Consider the following 17655-nt stretch of genomic DNA (forward strand, 5'->3'; position numbering starts at 1 on the left):
GTCGAAAAAAGGGAGAGAAAAAATGAAACGCAGAGAGTTTTTGACAAAAACCGCGCTTGGCGGCGTGGCGGCCGGCGCGGCTTTGGCCACCCCGGCCATCGCGCAGGACAAGCGCGAATGGAAGATGGTCACGGCCTGGCCGAAAAACCTGCCGGGGCCGGGCGTGGCCGCGCAGATGCTGGCCGACCGCATCACCACGCTGTCGGGCGGGCGCATCGAGGTCAAGCTCTACGCCGCCGGCGAGCTGGTGCCGGGCAACGGCGTCTTCGACGCGGTCTCGGAAGGCACGGCCGAACTCTACCATGCGGTCCCGGCCTATTGGGGCTCGAAGTCGAAGGGCATCCTGTTGTTCGGCTCGCAGCCCTTCGGCCTGAGGGCCGACGAGCAGTTCGGCTGGCTCGCCCATGGCGGCGGTCAGGCGCTTTATGACGAGATCTATGCCCGGTTCGGACTGAAGCCGTTCCTGTGCGGCAATTCCGGCCCGCAATGGCAAGGCTGGTTCCGCGGCGAGATCAACTCGGTCGACGACCTCAAGGGCCTGCGGTTCCGCACCACCGGCCTGGCTTCGGAGATGTGCGCCAAGATCGGCATGGCGGTGCAGGCGATGGGCGGTCGCGACATGTTCCAGGCGCTGCAATCGGGCGCGCTCGACGCCGGCGAATTCATCGGCCCGTGGTCGGACAGCGCGCTCGGCTTCCATCAGGTCGCCAAGAACTACTACTGGCCCGGCGTCGGCGAACCGTCCTCGGCCGAGGAGTGCGTGGTCAACGCCAAGGTCTACGAGGACCTGCCCGACGATCTCAAGGCCGCCGTCGCGCTTGCCTGCGAGAGCCTCTACAATCCGGTGTGGACCGAATACACCACCAAGCACGCGCTGGCGCTGCAGAAACTGGTCGCCGAGGAGGGCGTGCAGGTCAAGAAGCTGCCCGAAGAGGTGATCGTGGCGCTGGGCAACGCGGCCGGCGAGGTGATCGCGGATCTGCGCGAGGACAATGACGAGCTGGTCAAACGGATCGTGGAGAGCTTCCTGGCCTATCGCAGTTCGGTGGCCGACTATATGGTCTATGCCGATAACGGGCAGATGAACGCCCGGGCGCTCGACTACACATACTGACCGGGCTCCGCCGGTGCTTCGCCGCCGGCGGACCTCTTCACAAGGGGGCAGCATGACCGCGCTTGCCGACTGGCTCGACAGCGTGAACCGGACCGTCGGCAATGTGGTGCGCTGGTGCGCGATCCTGATGGTGCTGGTGCAGTTCGGGATCGTGCTTTTGCGGTACGTTTTCGGCATCAGCTTCATCGCGCTCAACGAAAGCGTGCTCTACCTGCACGCGACGCTGTTCATGCTCGGCGCCGGCTACACGCTGCTTGTCGACGGTCACGTGCGCGTCGACATCTTTTACGCCAAGGCCAGCCGGCGGCGGCAATCGGCGATCGACCTGTTCGGCCATCTCGTCCTGCTGATCCCGTCGATGACCGTGCTCCTGGTCTGGTCGTGGCCGTCGGTGCGCAATTCCTGGTCGATCCTGGAAGGCCCGATCTCGGTCGGCGGCATCCCGGCCTCCTTCCTGCTGAAATCGCTGATCCCGGCCTTTTGCGTGCTGCTCATCGTCCAATCCGTCGCCTGCCTGCTGCGCGACCTCGTCCGCCTGCGCGAGGCCGCCGCGTGATGCCGCTCGATTTGTTGATGTTCGCCGGCCTGATTGGCTGCATCCTGCTCGGCTTTCCGGTTTCGTTTTCGATCGCAGGGGTGGCAACCGTGTTCGCCTTCCTGGGATGGGCCGCCGGCCAGATGGACATCACCCTGCTCGGCGCGCTCGGCCAGCGCGTCTTCGGCGTTCTCACCAACGACGTGCTGATCGCGATCCCGCTGTTCGTGCTGATGGGCGTGGTGCTGGAGCGCAGCCGGGTGGCGGAGGAACTGCTGGAAACCATGGGCCGGCTGTTCGGCGGTCTGCGCGGCGGGCTCGGCGTTTCGGTCGTGCTGGTCGGCGCGCTGCTTGCCGCCTCGACCGGCATCGTCGGCGCGACGGTGATCGCCATGGGCATGATCGCGCTGCCGACCATGCTCCGCAACGGCTACAATCCGCGGCTCGCGTCGGGCGTGGTCTGCACCGCCGGCACGCTCGGCCAGATCATCCCGCCCTCGACACTGTTGATCATCCTGTCCGACGTGATGTCGAACGCCTATCAGCAGGCGCAGTTCGAACAGGGCAAGTTCACCGTCGAGACGATCTCGGTCGGCCAGACCTTCGCCGCCGCGCTGCTGCCCGGTCTGACGCTGGTCGGCATCTATATCGTCTACGTGCTGGCGCGCGCCTTCCTCGTGCCCGCCGATGCGCCGCCGGCCGATACATCCGAACCCCGCCCGGACCTCACCGCCATTATCGGCGCGATCGTGCCGCCGATCCTGTTGATCGTCGCCGTGCTTGGCGCGATCCTCGGCGGCGTCGCCACCCCGTCGGAGGCCGCCTCCGTCGGCGCGGTCGGCGCGGTGCTGATGGCGGGCTACCGCAACGGCGCGCCGAAAAGCCTGATCCTGCTCGGCGCCGCGGCGCTGCTGCTGCTGGCCGTGGCGGCAGGACTGGCGCCGGTTCGCCTGCAACGCAGCGACGTCACGCTGATCGGCTGGGTCCAGGGCGCGCTCTACACAGGCCTGGCGCTCGCCGGCGTCGCCGCGATCCTGGCCTCGCTCGCCCGCATGGCCCGCATCGGCATGCTGAAACCGGCGCTCACCTCGACCATGACGGTGACGGCGATGATCTTCGCCACGATTCTGACGGCCAGTATCTTTTCGCTGGTCTTTGTCGGGCTCGGCGGCGAGGAACGCATCGAACAGATCCTGACCGCCATGCCCGGCGGCCCGACCGGGGCGCTGATCTTCTGCATGGCGCTGGTGTTTGTGCTCGGCTTCTTCCTCGACTTCGTCGAGATCACCGTCATCCTGCTGCCGCTGATCGTGCCGGTCTTGATCCTGATGGGCCACGACCCGGTGTGGCTGGCGATCCTGCTCGCAATCAATCTGCAGACGTCGTTTTTGACGCCGCCTTTCGGCTTTTCGCTGTTTTACCTGCGCGGGGCCGCGCCGCCGGAGATCACCACCGGGCACATCTATGCCGGCGTCGCGCCGTTCATCGCCCTGCAACTGATCGGCATGGCCATCATCTGGCTGATGCCGGCGATCGCCACCTGGCTGCCGGCGGCGATCTTCTAGAGCCATCCTGCCATTCACGGGATCGCAGGCCGGCTCCACCTTATTGTCCTGACCCGTTTGCGAACGGCGAACCGGCGTCCGCTTCGTATCGGAACGCTCCAGGATCGCCCGTCCGCCCTATTTGCGCGCCGGCCCCTCGCGTTCGGCCGACGCCGCCCACAGATTGACGTCGGCGTCCCGGGCGTAGCGGTCGATTTCGGCAAGCTCGGCGTCGGTGAAATCGGGATTCTTCAGGGCGCCGATGCAGTCCTCGACCTGCTCGGGCCGGCTGGCGCCGATCAACGCCGAGGTCACGCGGCCGCCGCGCAGCACCCAGCTCAGCGCCATTTGCGCCAGCGTCTGGCCGCGCCGCTCGGCAATGGCGTTGAGCGCGCGGATGTTGGCGAGCGTCGCGTCGGAGAGGAAGGACGGCCTGAGCGACTTGCCTTGCGCGGCCCGGCTTTCGTCGGGGATGCCGCCAAGATATTTCGCCGTCAGCATGCCCTGCGCCAGCGGCGAGAACACGATCGACCCGATGCCGAGCTCGTCGATCGTGTCGAGCAGGCCGTCCGCCTCGACCCAGCGATTGATCATCGAATAGCTCGGCTGGTGGATCAGGCAGGGCGTGCCGAGCTCGCGCAGGATCGCGGCCGCCTCGCGCGTGCGGCGCGCATTGTAGGAGGAGATGCCGGCGTAAAGCGCCTTGCCCGAGCGCACCGCCCGGTCGAGCGCCATCATCGTCTCCTCCAGCGGCGTGTCGGGATCGAAGCGGTGCGAGTAGAATATGTCGACATAGTCGAGGCCGAGCCGCTCGAGGCTCCGGTCGAGCGAGGCAAGCAGATATTTGCGACTGCCCCATTCGCCATAGGGTCCCGGCCACATGTCGTAACCGGCCTTGGTCGACACGATCAGCTGATCGCGAAACCCGGAGAAATCGTCGCGCAGAATTGCGCCGAACGCGGTCTCGGCCGAGCCCGGCGGCGGTCCATAATTGTTGGCGAGATCGAAATGGGTGATGCCGAGATCGAACGCCTTGCGGCAGATGGCCCGCTTCACCTCATGCGGGGTGTCGTCGCCGAAATTGTGCCACAGGCCGAGCGAAATGGCCGGCAATTTCAGCCCGGAGCGCCCGCAACGCCGGTACTGCATGGTCTGATAACGGTTCTCGGCCGGCTGCCATCCCATCGGGGTCTTCCTTTCCGCGCGGCCGGGCCGCGCCGTTGTCGTCACCCCGACCAGGGGCCGTGATGGGCGCCGCCGGTATCGATCCGCTCGAAGCCGTGCGCGCCGAAATAGTCGCGCTGGGCCTGGATCAGATTGGCCGTGCCGCGCGCGGTCCGATAGGTGTCGAAATAGGCAAGCGCGGCCGAAAGCGCCGGCACGGGAATGCCGGCCGCCGCCGCCCTGGTGACCGTGCGGCGCAGGGCCGGGTGCGCGTCCTGCATGGCCTTGACGAAGCGCGGGGCGGCCAGCAGGTTGGCCGGCGCCTCCTCGTCATAGGCGCGGGCGATGTCGTCGAGGAACTGCGAGCGGATGATGCAGCCCGCCCGCCATATCCGCGCGACCGTCGCCAACGGCAGGCCCCAGGCGAATTCGCGCGAAGCGGCTTCCATCACCGCGAAACCCTGCGCGTAGGCCGCGATCTTGCCGGCATAAAGGGCGCTTTCGAGATCATCGATCACGGCCCGTTTGTCGGCTTTCGAAAAGGCCGTGGCCGGCGCGCCGTAGAGCGCCTCGGCGGCGACGCGCTCGTCCTTCATCGCCGACAGGCTGCGGGCGGCGACGGCGGCCTCGATCGCGGTGGCCGGCACCGCCATGGTCTGCGCCTCGATCGCCGCCCAGCGGCCGGTGCCCTTCTGGCCGGCGCGGTCGAGGATGACATCGACGACCGGGGCGCCGGTTTCGGAATCGCTCGCCGCCAGCACGCTGGCGGTGATCTCGACCAGATAGGATTCCAGCCGCCCGCCATTCCATGTTTGAAACAGCCGCGCCATTTCCCCGGTCTCGAGGCCGGCTCCGTCGCGCAGCAGGCCGTAGACCTCGGCGATCATCTGCATGTCGGCATATTCGATGCCATTGTGGATCGTCTTGACGAAATGCCCGGCGCCATCCGGTCCCAGATGGGCCACGCAGGGCTCGTCGCGGTAGCGCGCGGCGATGGCGACCAGCACGTCCTTGATACGCAGCCAGGACGACGGCGCGCCGCCAACCATGATGGATGGTCCGTTGCGCGCGCCGTCCTCGCCGCCCGACACGCCCATGCCGATGAAGGCGATACCGCTGCCGTCGAGTTCGTCGAACCGGCGCATCGTATCGCGGAAATTGGCGTTGCCGGCGTCGATCAAAATGTCGTCGGCCGACAGCAGCGGCCTGAGCGCGTGGATCTGCTCGTCGACGATACCGCCGGCCGGCACCATCAGGATGATCGGCCGCGGCGGCCGGATCGCGGCGGCAAGTTCGGCAAGCGTGTCGCAGGGCACGATCATGGCGCCCAGCGCGCCTGCCCGTTCGGCAAAACGGTGCGTCGTTTCCGCGGTCCGGTTCCACACCGCGATCCGGTGGCCCTTCTCGGCGATGTTGAGCGCCAGATTGGAGCCCATAACGCCAAGTCCGATCAATCCGATTTCAGCCGTGTGCATGCCGTCCCTTTCCAAGGTTACAACTCCATTCACAAACCAGTTCGCGGCCCGCCGCAAGACCGCCGCGCGCGGAACGGCGCGTTTTTCCGGTCCGTGCCGATTGGCCAAGCGCCGGGCGGCGTCGATCGCGGCACGGTCGACGCACTGGGTGCCGCCCAAGATGCAGGCCGCTCGCGTCAGGCATGGATGCAGGATGGGCGCGCGCCGGCGCGCCGCGCGACACGGCTACGCCTTGCCGGCCGCCTGCCAGCCGGCGCGGATATGGGCGATGCCTTCACGGTAGACCGCTTCCGGGCTTTCGGCGAAGTCGCGCCAGACCTTGGTGGCAGCCGCCAGATCCTTCAAACCGCGGCCGAAGGCTTCGATCGTCAGCCAGCGGTCGTAGCCGGAGCCGCGGATTGTCCGGAACGTCTCCGGCCAGGGAATGTTGCCGCGCCCAGGCGCGCCGCGATCGTTTTCGGAAATATGGACGTGGACGATATGATGGCGATTGCGCTCGAACGCCGCGATCGGATCCTGCTCCTCGATATTGGCATGGAAGGTGTCGTACATCGCCTTGATGCGCGGATGATCGACCCGGTCGAGATGGTCGGCGAGCGCGTCCATGGTGTTGAGGAGATAACATTCGAAGCGATTGAGCGCCTCGAGCCCGATGGTTACGCCCTTTTTCGCGGCATGGTCGCCGATTGCGCGTTGCGCGGCGACGGAACGCTGCAACTCGGCCGCCGTCGGCCCCTCGCCGGAAAAATGGCCAAGCGTGGAATGCAGCGGGCCGGACAGCGTGTCGGCGCCGAGCGCGGCCGTGCAGTCGATCGCCCATTTCACGTAGTCGACACCGGCCGCGCGCGCGGTCTTGTCCGGCGAGATCAGGTTCATCGCCGGGTCGCCCATCGCAGAAACGGCGGTGCGTTGAAGCCCGATCGCGTCGAGCAGGGCGCCGAGCCGCGCATAGTCTTCCGGCACGCCCTCGAAGACGGGGATCTCGACGCCGTCATAACCGGCCCGTTTCAGGTCCCTGAGCAGCGCCTCGTGCGTCGCCTCGACATGGGTCGTCCACAAGAACATGCAAAAGCCGATCCTCATCGACCGCTCTCTCCCCGTTTTTCGACTGCCGGCCGGCCGGCGGTCAACGCAGCGTACGGCCTTCGGCGTCGAAACGGCAAGTGCGCGCGGGATCGGGGGTGGCGAAGATGGTTTCGCCGGCCTCGGCCCTGAATTCGCCGAAAATGCGCACGGTCAGCAGGCCGGCCTTTTCGGTATCGATATAAAGATTGGTGTCGGCGCCGAGATGCTCGGCGTGAATGACCGTGCCCTTCCAGTCGCCCTTGTCGCGATCGACCACCAGATGTTCCGGCCGCACGCCGACGGTCCGGGCGGTTTCGCCCAGCCGCGCCCCGTCGATGAAGTTCATCTTCGGCGAGCCGATGAAGCCGGCGACGAATTCGTTGGCCGGGTTGTTGTAGAGCTCCATCGGCGCGCCGATCTGCTCGACGCGGCCGGCGTTGAGAACCACGATCCTGTCGGCCAGCGTCATCGCCTCGACCTGGTCGTGGGTGACGTAGATCATCGTCGCAGACAGCCGCTTGTGCAGCTGCGCGATCTCCAGCCTGGTGTTGACGCGCAGCGCTGCGTCGAGATTGGACAGCGGCTCGTCGAACAAAAACAGTTTGGGCTCGCGCACCACCGCGCGGCCGATCGCCACGCGCTGACGCTGGCCGCCCGACAGTTCGGCCGGCCGCCGCGCCAGATAGGGTTCGAGCGACAGCATGGTCGAGGCGATCTCGATACGCCGGGCGATTTCGGCCGCCGGCGCGCCGGACTGTTTCAGGCCCAGCCCCATATTGTCGCGCACGCTCAGATGCGGATAGAGCGCGTAGGTCTGGAACACCATGGCGATGCCGCGCTTGGCCGGCGGCACGGCGTTGACGCGCGCGCCCGCGATGGCGACCTCGCCGGCGGTCGCGTCCTCCAGCCCGGCGATGATCCGCAGCAGGGTCGACTTGCCGCAGCCGGACGGGCCGACGAAGACGACGAATTCACCGTCGGCGACCGTCAGGTCGATGCCCTTGAGCACCTCCACCCGGCCGAAGGATTTACGGATGTTTTCCAGTTTCAGCGCGTCCATGAAAGGTTCCTTCGCTTGCCGCCACCTGCCGACCGGGCGCGGGCCGGCGCGCCGGTGCAATGCTTGCGCCCGCTCACGGCCGGACCGCCTTTTGCCAGCGCACGCCTGCGTCGGCGGCGAGCATGCAGTGGGGATCGCACCGGCTCATTTGACGGCTCCGGAGGTGATGCCGCGGATCAGTTGGCGCGAGAAGATCAGATAAAGGATCATCACCGGCAGGATGGCCAGCGACAGCGCGGCCAGCACCGCGTTCCAGTTGGTGACGAACTGGCCGAGGAAGAGCTGGGCGCCGAGCGTGACCGTCTTGGTGGCTTCGGCCGGCGCCAGGATCAGCGGAAACCACAGATCGTTCCAGATCGGGATCATCGTGAAGACGGCGACGGTGGCCATGGGCGGGCGCAGCAGCGGCAGCACCAGGCGGAAGAAGATGCGGTATTCCGACAGGCCGTCGATGCGGCCGGCATTCTTGAGATCGTCGGAGATCTGGCGGGTGAACTCGGTCAGGATGAAGATCGCCAGCGGCAGCCCCTGGGCGGAGTAGACCAGCACCAGCGCGGTCAGCGTGTTGACCAGACCGCTCGCCACCATCATCTCCAGGATCGCCACCGTGCCGAGGCGGATCGGGATCATGATGCCGAGCGCCAGGTAAAGCCCCATCAGCGCGTTGCCGCGGAAGCGGTATTCGGCGAGCGCGAACGCGGCCATGGCGCCGAAGACGAGCACGATCGCCAGCGCCGCCACGGTGACGACGACGCTGTTTTGGAAATAGAGCGGGAAATTGCCCTGCGCGAGCACCGTCTGGTAGCCGATCAGGTCGAAGGTCTCGGCGTTCGGCGGCGACAGCGGCGAGCGAAAGATCGCCTTGCGCGACTTGAACGAGTTCATCACCACGATCAGCACCGGGAAAAGCGCGATCAGCGTGTAGACGATCAGGATCGCGTGGGCGGCTGCCGTGCGGGCGGGGGAGGATCTGGCCTGGCTCATCGTCGCCCCTTCAGAACTGGTAGCGCCTGAGGCGCGTCTGGATGGCGAACAGATACAGGCACACGCCCGCCAGGATGATGAAGAACATGATCGAGGCGATGGTGGCGCCCATGTTGGGATCGCCGATCTGCAACTGGAAGCCGAAGAAGGTGCGGTAGAGGAAGGTGCCGAGGATATCGGTGGCGTAGTTCGGACCTGCAAGCGCGCCCTGGGCGGAGTAGATCAGGTCGAAGGCGTTGAAATTGCCGACGAAGGTGAGGATGGAGATGATGCCGATCGCCGGCAGGATCAGCGGCAGCTGGATCTTCCAGAACTGGGCAAAGCCGGTGATGCCGTCACATTCGGCCGCCTCGAGGATTTCTTCGGGGATGGACAGCAGCGCCGCGTAGATCAGCATCATCGGAATGCCGACGAACTGCCACACCGAGATCAGGCCGAGCGTGGTCAGCGCGTATTCCTGCTTGCCGAGCCAGGGGGTGAAGAGATGTTTCAGACCGATCATGTCGAGCAGGTCCGGCGCCACGCCCCAGAGCGGGCTGAGGATCAGTTTCCAGGTGAAGCCGACGATCACGAAGGACAGGATGGTCGGCACGAAGATGGCCGTGCGGTAGAAGCCGGAAAAGCGCAGCCTGGGGTGGCTCAACAGCGCGGCCAGCAGCACGCCGACCGGGTTTTGCACCAGCATGTGGATGATGAAGAACCAGGTGTTGTTCCACAGCGCGTTCCAGAAACTCGCCGCCCAGCGCTCGTCGCCGAGCAGCGTGGCGAAGTTTTTCAGGCCGACAAATATTTGCTGGTTGTCGACGGTGGTGAACAGCGAAAGCTGCAGCGTGCCGAACAGCGGAATGATCATCACCGCGGTGTAGATCAGCACCGCCGGCGCCAGGAACACCGCGATGTGCCAGCGGATCGGTCTGCGGTCTATGCGTTCGTCTGCCATGCGCCTGCCCCCCCCCGGGGAGCCGGGCCGCCCGCAAGCGGCCCGGACATTCGGTTTCGATCCGCGCCTATTTCTCCGCGCCTATTTCTGGGGATCGTACCAGCTCGCGAGCCCTTCCTGCAGCGCGGCGGCGGCGGCTTGCGGCGTTTCGGTGCCGTTGATCACATTGGCCGATTTGACCCAGGTCTCGTTTTCGAGACTTGGGGTGCCGCGCGACAGGATCTGGTAGGTCGAGCGGATCGTCGATTTGCAGGTCTCACGCCAGGACACGAACTCCTGCGCGAGCGGGTCCTCCATCTTCACCGGCGTCGAGGACAGGGAGAAGAAGCCGGGGAGCGCGTTGGCGTAGATCGTCGCGAAGTCCGGCGAGGCAACCCAGGACAGGAAGGTCCTGGCGGCCTCGGCGTTCGGGCTCTTGGCGTTGAGGCCGATGGCGATGTCGTTGTGGTCGGAGATGTAGCAGGTGTCGCCGGCGGCCTTCACCGGCGGGGCAAACGCGCCCATCTCGAAATCGGCCTGGGTATTGAACAGCGAAATCTCCCACGAGCCCGCCGGGTAGATCGCGGCGCGGCCGAGCGTGAACAGGTTCTGGCTGTCGGGATAGGACTGCGCCTCGAAGCCATCGCCGAGATAGGCCTGCCATTTGGCGAGCGTGGCGAAGGGCTCGACCCATTGCGGGTCGGTCAGCGTCTGCTCGCCCTTGATCAGGGCCAAGCGTCCCTCCTCGCCCTTCCAGTAATTGGGGCCGATATTCTGGTAGCCCATGGTGGCGGCTTCCCACAGATCCTTGGTGCCCATCGCCATCGGGACGTAGGTGCCGTCTTCCTTGAGCTTGTCGAGAACGGCAAAGAACTCGTCCTCGGTCTCGGGCACCGCGACGCCGACTTCCTCGAAGGCGTCCTTGTTGTAGATGAAGCCGTGGATCACCGAGGCCATCGGCACGCAGAACGTGGCGCTGCCGTCGTCGGTCGACCAGGCCGATCTGGCGACGTCGGTGAAATTGTCCATGCCGGCCAGACCGGTGAGGTCGGCGAGATGGCCCTTGTTGTAAAGTTCGAGCGAGGCGTCGAACGGACGGCAGGTGATCAGATCGCCGGCCGAGCCGGCATCGAGCTTGGCGTTCAGCGCGGCATTGTATTCGGTCGGCGCCGACGGCGCGAACACCACCTTGATGCCGGGATTCTTGGCCTCGAAGGCCGGGATCAGCTTTTCCTGCCAGATGGCGAGATCGTCGTTGCGCCAGCTTTCGATGGTCAGCGTGGTGTCCTGGGCCTGCGCCTGCCCGGCAAGGCCGAAAATGCTCGTGCCGAGCAAAAATGCGGTCAATGTCTTGCGTGTCATGAGTTCTCCTCCCTGTTGGCCCTTTTACGGTATGTGCTTGCGGGCGCGGGCGGCGCCCTGGAGTGTCGAAAGCGCCGGTCTCAATCGCCAGCCGGTGTCCTGGAGCAACGCCTCGGCGGCAACGCGCGACGCCGCGCCGGCAGCCAGAAGCGTCGCGGTCTTGACCGAGCCGCCGGCCCGGTCGAGAAGCGTGCCGGCCTCGGCTTCGCCGCAGCCGGCGATCGTCGCGACGATGCGCACCGCGCGCGCTTTCAGCTTATGATTATCCGGCTGCAGATTGACCATGAAACCGTCATGCACATGACCGAGGCGGACCGCCATCAGGGTCGACAGCATGTTGAGCGCGATCTTTTGCGCCGTGCCGGCGCCCATACGGGTCGAACCGGCGACGATCTCCGGGGGCGTGGCGAGCACGACGGGAATGTCGGCGCGCTCCAACACCGGCGTTCCGGCATTGTTGGCGATGGCGACCGTGCGGACCGTGCGGGCGCGCGCTTCCTCAAGCGCGGCGAGCGCGTAGGGCGTCGAGCCGCTCGCGGTGACGGCGATCAGGCAGTCGGCCGGGCCGAGCCCGGCCTCGCGCACCGCGCGCCGCGCCTCGTCCAGGTCGTCCTCGGGCGCGCCTGCCAGCGTGTGGAGAGCGGCCGCGCCGCCGGCGATCAACACCACGATCCGCTCCGGCGCGATACCGAACGTGCCGGGCAATTCCAGCGCGTCGGCCAATGCCATCAGGCCGGAACTGCCGGCGGCGGCATAGGCGATCCGGCCGCCGTTTTCGATGGTTTCGGCGGCGAGGCGCGCGGCCCGGGCAAGCGGTTCGAGCGCGCCGCGGACGCTCGCGGCGGCGTCGAGCTGCGCGTCGGCCAGCAGCGCCAGCACGTCCTCGTCCGGCAGCAAATCAATCCCGCCAGCCTCGGGGTGCCGCTGTTCGGTCCGGCGCAACGCCATCCAATCCTCCCATTTGCACAAAACGATACCAAAAAAATACCACTTGTCCAGGAGATGTTAACGATTTTCCGGCAAGGGAAATTCCTCGCATCCTAATTGTCTTTAAAAACAACTGTTTATGACTGATACCCTTCGCGGAGAAAATAGGTCTTGGATATTGGTATTTTATTGGTATTATCCCGAAACCGGAGGATGATGACGTGAAATGGGTGTTGGGCATCGACGGCGGCGGCACGCAATGCCGGGCGGGACTGGCGACGACCGCCGGCGAGATCGTCGGGCGCGGCCATAGCGGCGCGGCCAATGTGATGACCGACCTCGACGGCACCTGCGCCAGCATCGTGGAGGCTGCGCGCGCGGCGTTCGAGGCCGCGGGACGGGAGCCCGAATTCGGCCGGACCGGCGCGGTTCTCGGCCTGGCCGGCGCCAATGTCGCCGATGTCGAACGCCGTCTCGCCGCGCAATTGCCGTTCGCCGAAAGCCGCGTCGAAAGCGACGCGCTGATCGCGCTGGAAGGCGCCCTCGGCGACCATGACGGCGCGATCGCCATCATCGGCACCGGATCGGCGTTCATGGCGCGGCACGGCGAAACAATCAGATCGATCGGCGGGTGGGGCTTTCGGCTCGGCGATCTCGGCGGCGGCGCCCGCCTCGGCCGTCAGCTGCTCGAGGAGACCTTGCTGGCCCATGACCACATCCGCCCGCAAACGGCGCTGACGACGGCGGTTCTCGCCCGTTTCGAGGCGGACCCGCGCCAAATGGTGACCTTCGCCGCCGCGGCCAGCCCGCGCGATTTCGGCGCGTTCGTGCCGATCGTGTTCGATTACGCCGACCAGGGCGATCCACTGGCCGGGCGGTTGCTGGAGGAGGTGTCGTCGCATGTCGAAGCGGCACTCGCCGCGCTCGATCTGCACCCGACGGACAGGCTTTGCCTGCTCGGCGGCCTGGCAGATCGCATCGCGGCGAGGCTGCGGGAGCCGTTCGCGGCCATGCTGCGGGCGCCGATCGCCGATGCGCTGGGCGGCGCCGTTACAATGGCGGCGCGCCGCTTCGGCCCGGCGGGGCATTGAGATGACCGCGCTGACCCGCCACATTCTGGCCGGCCTGCATGGCGGCGAAGGGCAGGGGACGCCGCTTTATCTGCGGCTGCGGCGCAGCATCGAGGATGCGCTGAGCCGCGGCGTGATCCGGCCCGGCGAGGCGCTGCCTTCCGAACGCGAGATCGCCGCGCGCGCGGACGTGTCGCGCGTGACGGTGCGCAAGGCGGTGCAGGATCTGGTCGCCAGCGGGCTGTTGATCCAGCGTCATGGCTCGGGGACTTTCGTGGCGCCGCGGGCTGACCGGGTCGAGCAATCGCTGTCGCGACTGACGTCGTTTACGCAGGATATGGCCCGGCGCGGCATGGCCGCCCGCTCGGAATGGATCGATCGCGGAATCTATCCGCCCTCGCCCGACGAGATGATGGTTCTGGGCCTGTCGTCGCGCGAACTGGTCGCGCGGCTGTCGCGGCTGCGGCTGGCCAACGACACGCCGCTGGCCATCGAGCGCGCCACGCTGTCGAGCGACGTGTTGCCCGACCCCGGCGCGGTGACCGGCTCGCTTTATCTGGTCCTGCAAAAAACCGGCAATCGCCCGGTGCGCGCCGTCCAGCGCATTTCCGCGACCAATCTCGAGGCTGACGACGCCGCGCTGCTGGGTGTTTCGGCCGGCGCGGCCGGGCTCAGCATCGAACGCATTTCCTATCTCGCCTCGGGACGGGTGATCGAGTTCACGCGCTCGATCTACCGTGGCGACACCTACGATTTCGTCGCCGAACTGCGGCTCGGCGAAGCCGACGAGACCAACGACACGGAGACCAGATGAGCGCACAAACCCATATGTGGCGGGAAATCCGCGAAATCCCGGACGCCGCGGCACAGCTGCTGCGCGACGGCGACAAGGCCCTGACGGCGGCCGGTACCGCGCTCGCCGCGCGCGATCCGCGCCTCCTGGCCACCGTCGCGCGCGGCTCGTCGGATCATGCGGCGTCGTTCCTGAAATACGCCACGGAACTCACCGCCGGCGTGCCGGTCGCCTCGCTCGGCCCGTCCATCGCCTCGATCTACGGCGCCCGGCTGAAGCTCGCCGGCGCGGCCGTGATCGCGATTTCGCAATCGGGCAAGAGCCCCGACATCGTCGCCATGGCCGAGATGGCGCGCGCGGCCGGAGCGCTGACGGCCGGCATCACCAATACGGCCGGCGCGCCGCTGAGCAGCCATTGCGACCATGAAATCGATATCCTGGCCGGCAAGGAACGCAGCGTCGCCGCCACCAAGACCTTCGTCAATTCCGCGCTTGCCGGCCTGGCGATCCTGGCGCACTGGACCGGTTCCGCCGCGCTTGCCGATGCGCTGCGCGCCTTGCCCGCCCAGCTGGAAAAAGCGGTCGATTGCGACTGGACGCCGCTGGCCGCCGCCCTGCAGAACAGCCAGTCGCTTTATATTCTGGGACGCGGACCCGGCATGGCGATCGCCCAGGAGGCGGCGCTGAAGTTCAAGGAGACCAGCGGCGTGCACGCCGAAGCCTATTCGGCCGCCGAGGTCATGCATGGGCCGATGGCGCTGGTGAAGCCCGGCTTTCCGGTCCTGGCGCTGGTGGTGCGCGACAAATCCGAACCCTCGATGCTGGCGGCGATCGAGAGCCTGGCGGCGCGCGGCGCCACCGTCTTCGCAACCAGCGACAAGGCGGGCGGCAAGGCGGCGTTGCCGATCGCGGCGACGGGCCACCCGCTGACCGACCCGCTCGCCCTGATCGCCTCGTTTTACGGGTTCGTGGAAAGTTTTTCGCGCGCGCGCGGGCTCGATCCCGATCAGCCGCCCCATCTGCGCAAAGTCACGGAAACGGTATGATGACCAAGACCGCCTTTGTCGGAGCCGAGATTTTCGACGGCGCGCGCCGCCTGCAGGGCATGGCGCTGATCGTCGGCGGCGACGCGATCGCCGATATCGTCGCCGAGGCCGACATTCCGTCCGGAAGCGAAACGGTGCGGCTCGACGGCGGGCTGCTTGCCCCGGGCTTTGTCGATCTTCAGGTCAATGGCGGCGGCGGCGTCATGCTCAACGACCGTCAGGACGTCGCGACCATCCGAACCATCTGCAACGCCCATGCCGGCTTCGGGACGACGGCGTTGTTGCCGACCCTGATCACCGAAACCCCGGCGGTGAGCCGGGCGGCGGTCGAGGCGGTGGTCGACGCCCTCGCCGGCAACGTTGCCGGGCCGATCGGCCTGCATCTGGAAGGTCCGCATCTGTCGATGGCGCGCAAGGGCGCGCACGACCCCGCACTGATCCGGGCGATGAATGATGACGACGAAGCCTTCCTGATCGAAACGCGCGGGAAACTGCCGGCGCTGCTGGTGACCATGGCGCCCGAGGCGGTCGCGCCCGAGCGGATCGCGCGGCTGACCGAAGCCGGCATCGTCGTCAGTCTCGGCCACTCCAATGCCGGCTACGAAGCGGTGGCCGAGGCCGCCGCGGCCGGGGCCTCAATGGTCACGCATCTGTTCAACGCGATGAGCCAGATCGCCAATCGCGAACCCGGCCTGGTGGGCGCGGCGATCGATCTCGGCGCCCTGTCGGCCGGCCTGATCGCCGACGGCATCCATGTCGATCCGGCCAATATCCGTATCGCCATGAAGGCCAAATCGCTGCCGGGGCGCATCTTCCTGGTCACGGACGCCATGGCCACGATCGGCACGACGATGGAAAGCTTCACGCTGAACGGGCGTACCATTCGCCGCCGCGAGGGGCGGCTGACGCTGGAGGACGGCACGCTGGCCGGCGCCGACCTCGACATGATTTCGGCGGTTCGCTTCATGCATCGCCAAATCGGGCTGCCGCTCGAGGAAGCCCTGCGCATGGCCGCGCTCTATCCGGCCCAGGCGATGGGCATCGATGCCAGGCATGGCAGGCTGAGCCCCGGCGCGCGCGCCGACATGGTGCATCTCAGCGATGCGCTGGAGATCGCCGGCGTGTGGATCGGCGGACGGGCAGCCGCGCGCTGAGGGCGCAAGAGCGGCCGCGCTTCGGGCAGCGTCAGCTCAATCAATGTGACCCGGCGTTTCCCATCGTGATGGAACCCGGCGGGCCGGGCCCAGCCAGCGCCACATTTCGGCCATAGCCGGCTTGCGACGGAAATTGCCCGGGGTTTTCACACCAATGACATCACGCATCAATTCGCTCGCCGGCCGCCTGATCGCCGGCGGCATCGTCCTTGCCGCGTCCGCGGGCGCCGCCTCGGCCGATTGCGGCCGCGCCTCGTGGTACGCGCTCACCTCCATGACCGCCTCGGGCGAGCGCATGAACCCCCAGGCGATGACCGCGGCGCATCGCACCTTGCCGTTCGGCACCAAGCTGAAAGTGGTCAACCAGCGCAACGGCCGCTCGGTGGTGGTGCGCATCAACGACCGCGGCCCCTTCATCCGCGGCCGGGTGCTCGATCTTTCCAAGGCGGCCGCACGGCAGCTCGGCTTCGTCCGCGCCGGCCATGCCAAGATCTGCATGACACGCGTCGGCTGACGGGACCGGGCCTGCCGGGCGACCGGATCAGGCGATCTTCACCCTGGGTTCGAAACGGCCGCGCACCGGCCTGTCGAGCAGGAAGGTCTTGCCGGCATCGGGCTCGGCGTCGCGCTGGCGCTCGTTCCTGCCCTTCCAGGCCGAGGTGACGACGAGCCGCGACGCGTCGGGCCCGGCAAAGGCCGGACAGGTCGCCTGCGCGGCGGGAACCGCGATCGTGCGCAGCCGGCGGCCGTCCGGCGACCAGGCATCCACGGCCCCGCCAGCCCAGCGCGCGTTCCACAGCACGCCATCGGCGTCGACCACGGACCCGTCGATGAAACCGTCGCGGCCGCGCCGGTCGACGAAGACGGCCGGCTTGCCCACCGGCAGGCCGGTTTCGGGATCGCAGTCGACGCGGTAGAGCAGGCCGCGCGGCGTGTCGGTGAAATAGCCGATGCGCCCGTCCGGCGAAAAACAGATCGAATTGGGGATCGACAAGGGCCGATAGAGCGTGCGCAGCTCACCGCGGAAAAACCAGTAGATCGCCCCCCGGTCGCGGCTTTCGTCCTTGGCCATGGTGCCGATCCAGAACGCGCCGCACGGATGCACCCTGGAATCGTTGGACCGGGTCAGCGCATTGTCGGCCTCGATCGGCCGCAGGAGCGACAGCGCGCCGCTTGCCGCGTCGCGCACATGCAGACCGTTTTCGGCCGCGATCAGCTGGCGGTCGGCGTCGACGACGGCGAACGCGCTCGCCATGAAGGGCAGGGCGTGCACCACGGTGTCGCCGTCGGGAAACGATTTTTCCAGCAGTCTTTTTCCGGTGATGTCGAACCAGAACAGCCGGTTGGTTTGAGGATCATAGGACGGCCCTTCGCCGAGTTCGCAGGCGATGTCGCACAGGATCGATACGTGGTCGGTCATCGCTCGGCCCTTTCGGTTCCGTG

17 protein-coding genes are annotated in these 17655 nt (G+C 67.0%); 8 read left to right on the forward strand and 9 right to left on the reverse strand.

Features of this window, described 5'->3' with window-relative positions; genetic code table 11:
* Nucleotides 1–22 precede the first annotated feature (22 nt).
* From ACT2B0_RS20665 to ACT2B0_RS20675, 3 genes are read left to right on the forward strand one after another with little or no spacing between them, the layout of a single operon-like run.
* Nucleotides 23–1114: a TRAP transporter substrate-binding protein gene (locus ACT2B0_RS20665; RefSeq protein WP_473460130.1), complete on the forward strand. Its 1092-nt coding sequence runs from the start codon at nucleotides 23–25 to the stop codon at nucleotides 1112–1114.
* A gap of 52 nt (nucleotides 1115–1166) precedes the next feature.
* Complete coding sequence (locus ACT2B0_RS20670; protein ID WP_473460131.1) at nucleotides 1167–1670, forward strand: TRAP transporter small permease subunit; 504 nt, start codon at nucleotides 1167–1169, stop codon at nucleotides 1668–1670.
* Entirely contained in the window at nucleotides 1670–3214 is a 1545-nt protein-coding gene (locus ACT2B0_RS20675; RefSeq protein ID WP_473466147.1) for a TRAP transporter large permease, read from the forward strand. The genes ACT2B0_RS20670 and ACT2B0_RS20675 overlap by 1 nt, the downstream gene beginning before the upstream one ends.
* 117 nt (nucleotides 3215–3331) lie before the next feature.
* Here the strand turns inward: ACT2B0_RS20675 and mgrA are convergent, their stop codons facing one another.
* From mgrA to ACT2B0_RS20715, 8 genes are all read right to left on the reverse strand, one after another.
* Nucleotides 3332–4378, reverse strand: coding sequence for an L-glyceraldehyde 3-phosphate reductase (gene mgrA / locus ACT2B0_RS20680; protein ID WP_473460132.1), 1047 nt, complete (start codon nucleotides 4376–4378; stop codon nucleotides 3332–3334).
* A 41-nt stretch (nucleotides 4379–4419) separates the two neighbouring features.
* Complete coding sequence (gene gndA, locus ACT2B0_RS20685; protein WP_473460133.1) at nucleotides 4420–5832, reverse strand: NADP-dependent phosphogluconate dehydrogenase; 1413 nt, start codon at nucleotides 5830–5832, stop codon at nucleotides 4420–4422.
* 225 nt (nucleotides 5833–6057) lie between these two features.
* The gene (locus ACT2B0_RS20690; protein WP_473460134.1) at nucleotides 6058–6915 is read right to left on the reverse strand and encodes a sugar phosphate isomerase/epimerase family protein; all 858 of its coding nucleotides are present in this window, start codon (nucleotides 6913–6915) and stop codon (nucleotides 6058–6060) included.
* A 43-nt stretch (nucleotides 6916–6958) separates the two neighbouring features.
* Nucleotides 6959–7957: an ABC transporter ATP-binding protein gene (locus ACT2B0_RS20695; RefSeq protein WP_473460135.1), complete on the reverse strand. Its 999-nt coding sequence runs from the start codon at nucleotides 7955–7957 to the stop codon at nucleotides 6959–6961.
* 144 nt (nucleotides 7958–8101) lie between these two features.
* Complete coding sequence (locus tag ACT2B0_RS20700) at nucleotides 8102–8941, reverse strand: carbohydrate ABC transporter permease (RefSeq protein WP_473460136.1); 840 nt, start codon at nucleotides 8939–8941, stop codon at nucleotides 8102–8104.
* A 10-nt stretch (nucleotides 8942–8951) separates the two neighbouring features.
* Complete coding sequence (locus ACT2B0_RS20705; protein WP_473460137.1) at nucleotides 8952–9881, reverse strand: carbohydrate ABC transporter permease; 930 nt, start codon at nucleotides 9879–9881, stop codon at nucleotides 8952–8954.
* Nucleotides 9882–9962: 81 nt separating this feature from the next.
* Nucleotides 9963–11222 carry an ABC transporter substrate-binding protein gene (locus ACT2B0_RS20710; RefSeq protein WP_473460138.1) on the reverse strand — a complete coding sequence of 420 codons (1260 nt, stop codon included), beginning with the start codon at nucleotides 11220–11222 and terminating at the stop codon, nucleotides 9963–9965.
* A 24-nt stretch (nucleotides 11223–11246) separates the two neighbouring features.
* Nucleotides 11247–12170, reverse strand: coding sequence for an N-acetylmuramic acid 6-phosphate etherase (locus ACT2B0_RS20715; protein WP_473460139.1), 924 nt, complete (start codon nucleotides 12168–12170; stop codon nucleotides 11247–11249).
* Between the two features lie 200 nt (nucleotides 12171–12370).
* On the opposite strand from ACT2B0_RS20715, the gene ACT2B0_RS20720 reads away from it, so the two are divergent.
* The 5 genes from ACT2B0_RS20720 (at nucleotide 12371) to ACT2B0_RS20740 (ending at nucleotide 16726) form a co-directional block, all read left to right on the forward strand.
* Nucleotides 12371–13240 carry a glucosamine kinase nucleotide-binding domain-containing protein gene (locus ACT2B0_RS20720; protein ID WP_473460140.1) on the forward strand — a complete coding sequence of 290 codons (870 nt, stop codon included), beginning with the start codon at nucleotides 12371–12373 and terminating at the stop codon, nucleotides 13238–13240.
* A 1-nt stretch (nucleotide 13241) separates the two neighbouring features.
* Nucleotides 13242–14033 (forward strand): GntR family transcriptional regulator, encoded by a 792-nt coding sequence (locus ACT2B0_RS20725; RefSeq protein WP_473460141.1) that lies wholly within the window; start codon nucleotides 13242–13244, stop codon nucleotides 14031–14033.
* Nucleotides 14030–15058, forward strand: a complete 1029-nt coding sequence (locus tag ACT2B0_RS20730) for an SIS domain-containing protein (protein ID WP_473460142.1) — start codon at nucleotides 14030–14032, stop codon at nucleotides 15056–15058. Before ACT2B0_RS20725 ends, ACT2B0_RS20730 begins: the two co-directional genes overlap by 4 nt.
* Nucleotides 15055–16212, forward strand: coding sequence for an N-acetylglucosamine-6-phosphate deacetylase (gene nagA, locus ACT2B0_RS20735; RefSeq protein ID WP_473460143.1), 1158 nt, complete (start codon nucleotides 15055–15057; stop codon nucleotides 16210–16212). The genes ACT2B0_RS20730 and nagA overlap by 4 nt, the downstream gene beginning before the upstream one ends.
* A 154-nt stretch (nucleotides 16213–16366) precedes the next feature.
* The gene (locus ACT2B0_RS20740) at nucleotides 16367–16726 is read left to right on the forward strand and encodes a septal ring lytic transglycosylase RlpA family protein (protein ID WP_473460144.1); all 360 of its coding nucleotides are present in this window, start codon (nucleotides 16367–16369) and stop codon (nucleotides 16724–16726) included.
* A gap of 27 nt (nucleotides 16727–16753) precedes the next feature.
* Here ACT2B0_RS20740 and ACT2B0_RS20745 read toward each other — a convergent pair whose 3' ends face one another.
* Nucleotides 16754–17632 carry an SMP-30/gluconolactonase/LRE family protein gene (locus tag ACT2B0_RS20745; RefSeq protein ID WP_481658429.1) on the reverse strand — a complete coding sequence of 293 codons (879 nt, stop codon included), beginning with the start codon at nucleotides 17630–17632 and terminating at the stop codon, nucleotides 16754–16756.
* Nucleotides 17633–17655: the final 23 nt, after the last annotated feature.

This window comes from Nitratireductor sp. J20-h4, assembly GCF_056780505.1.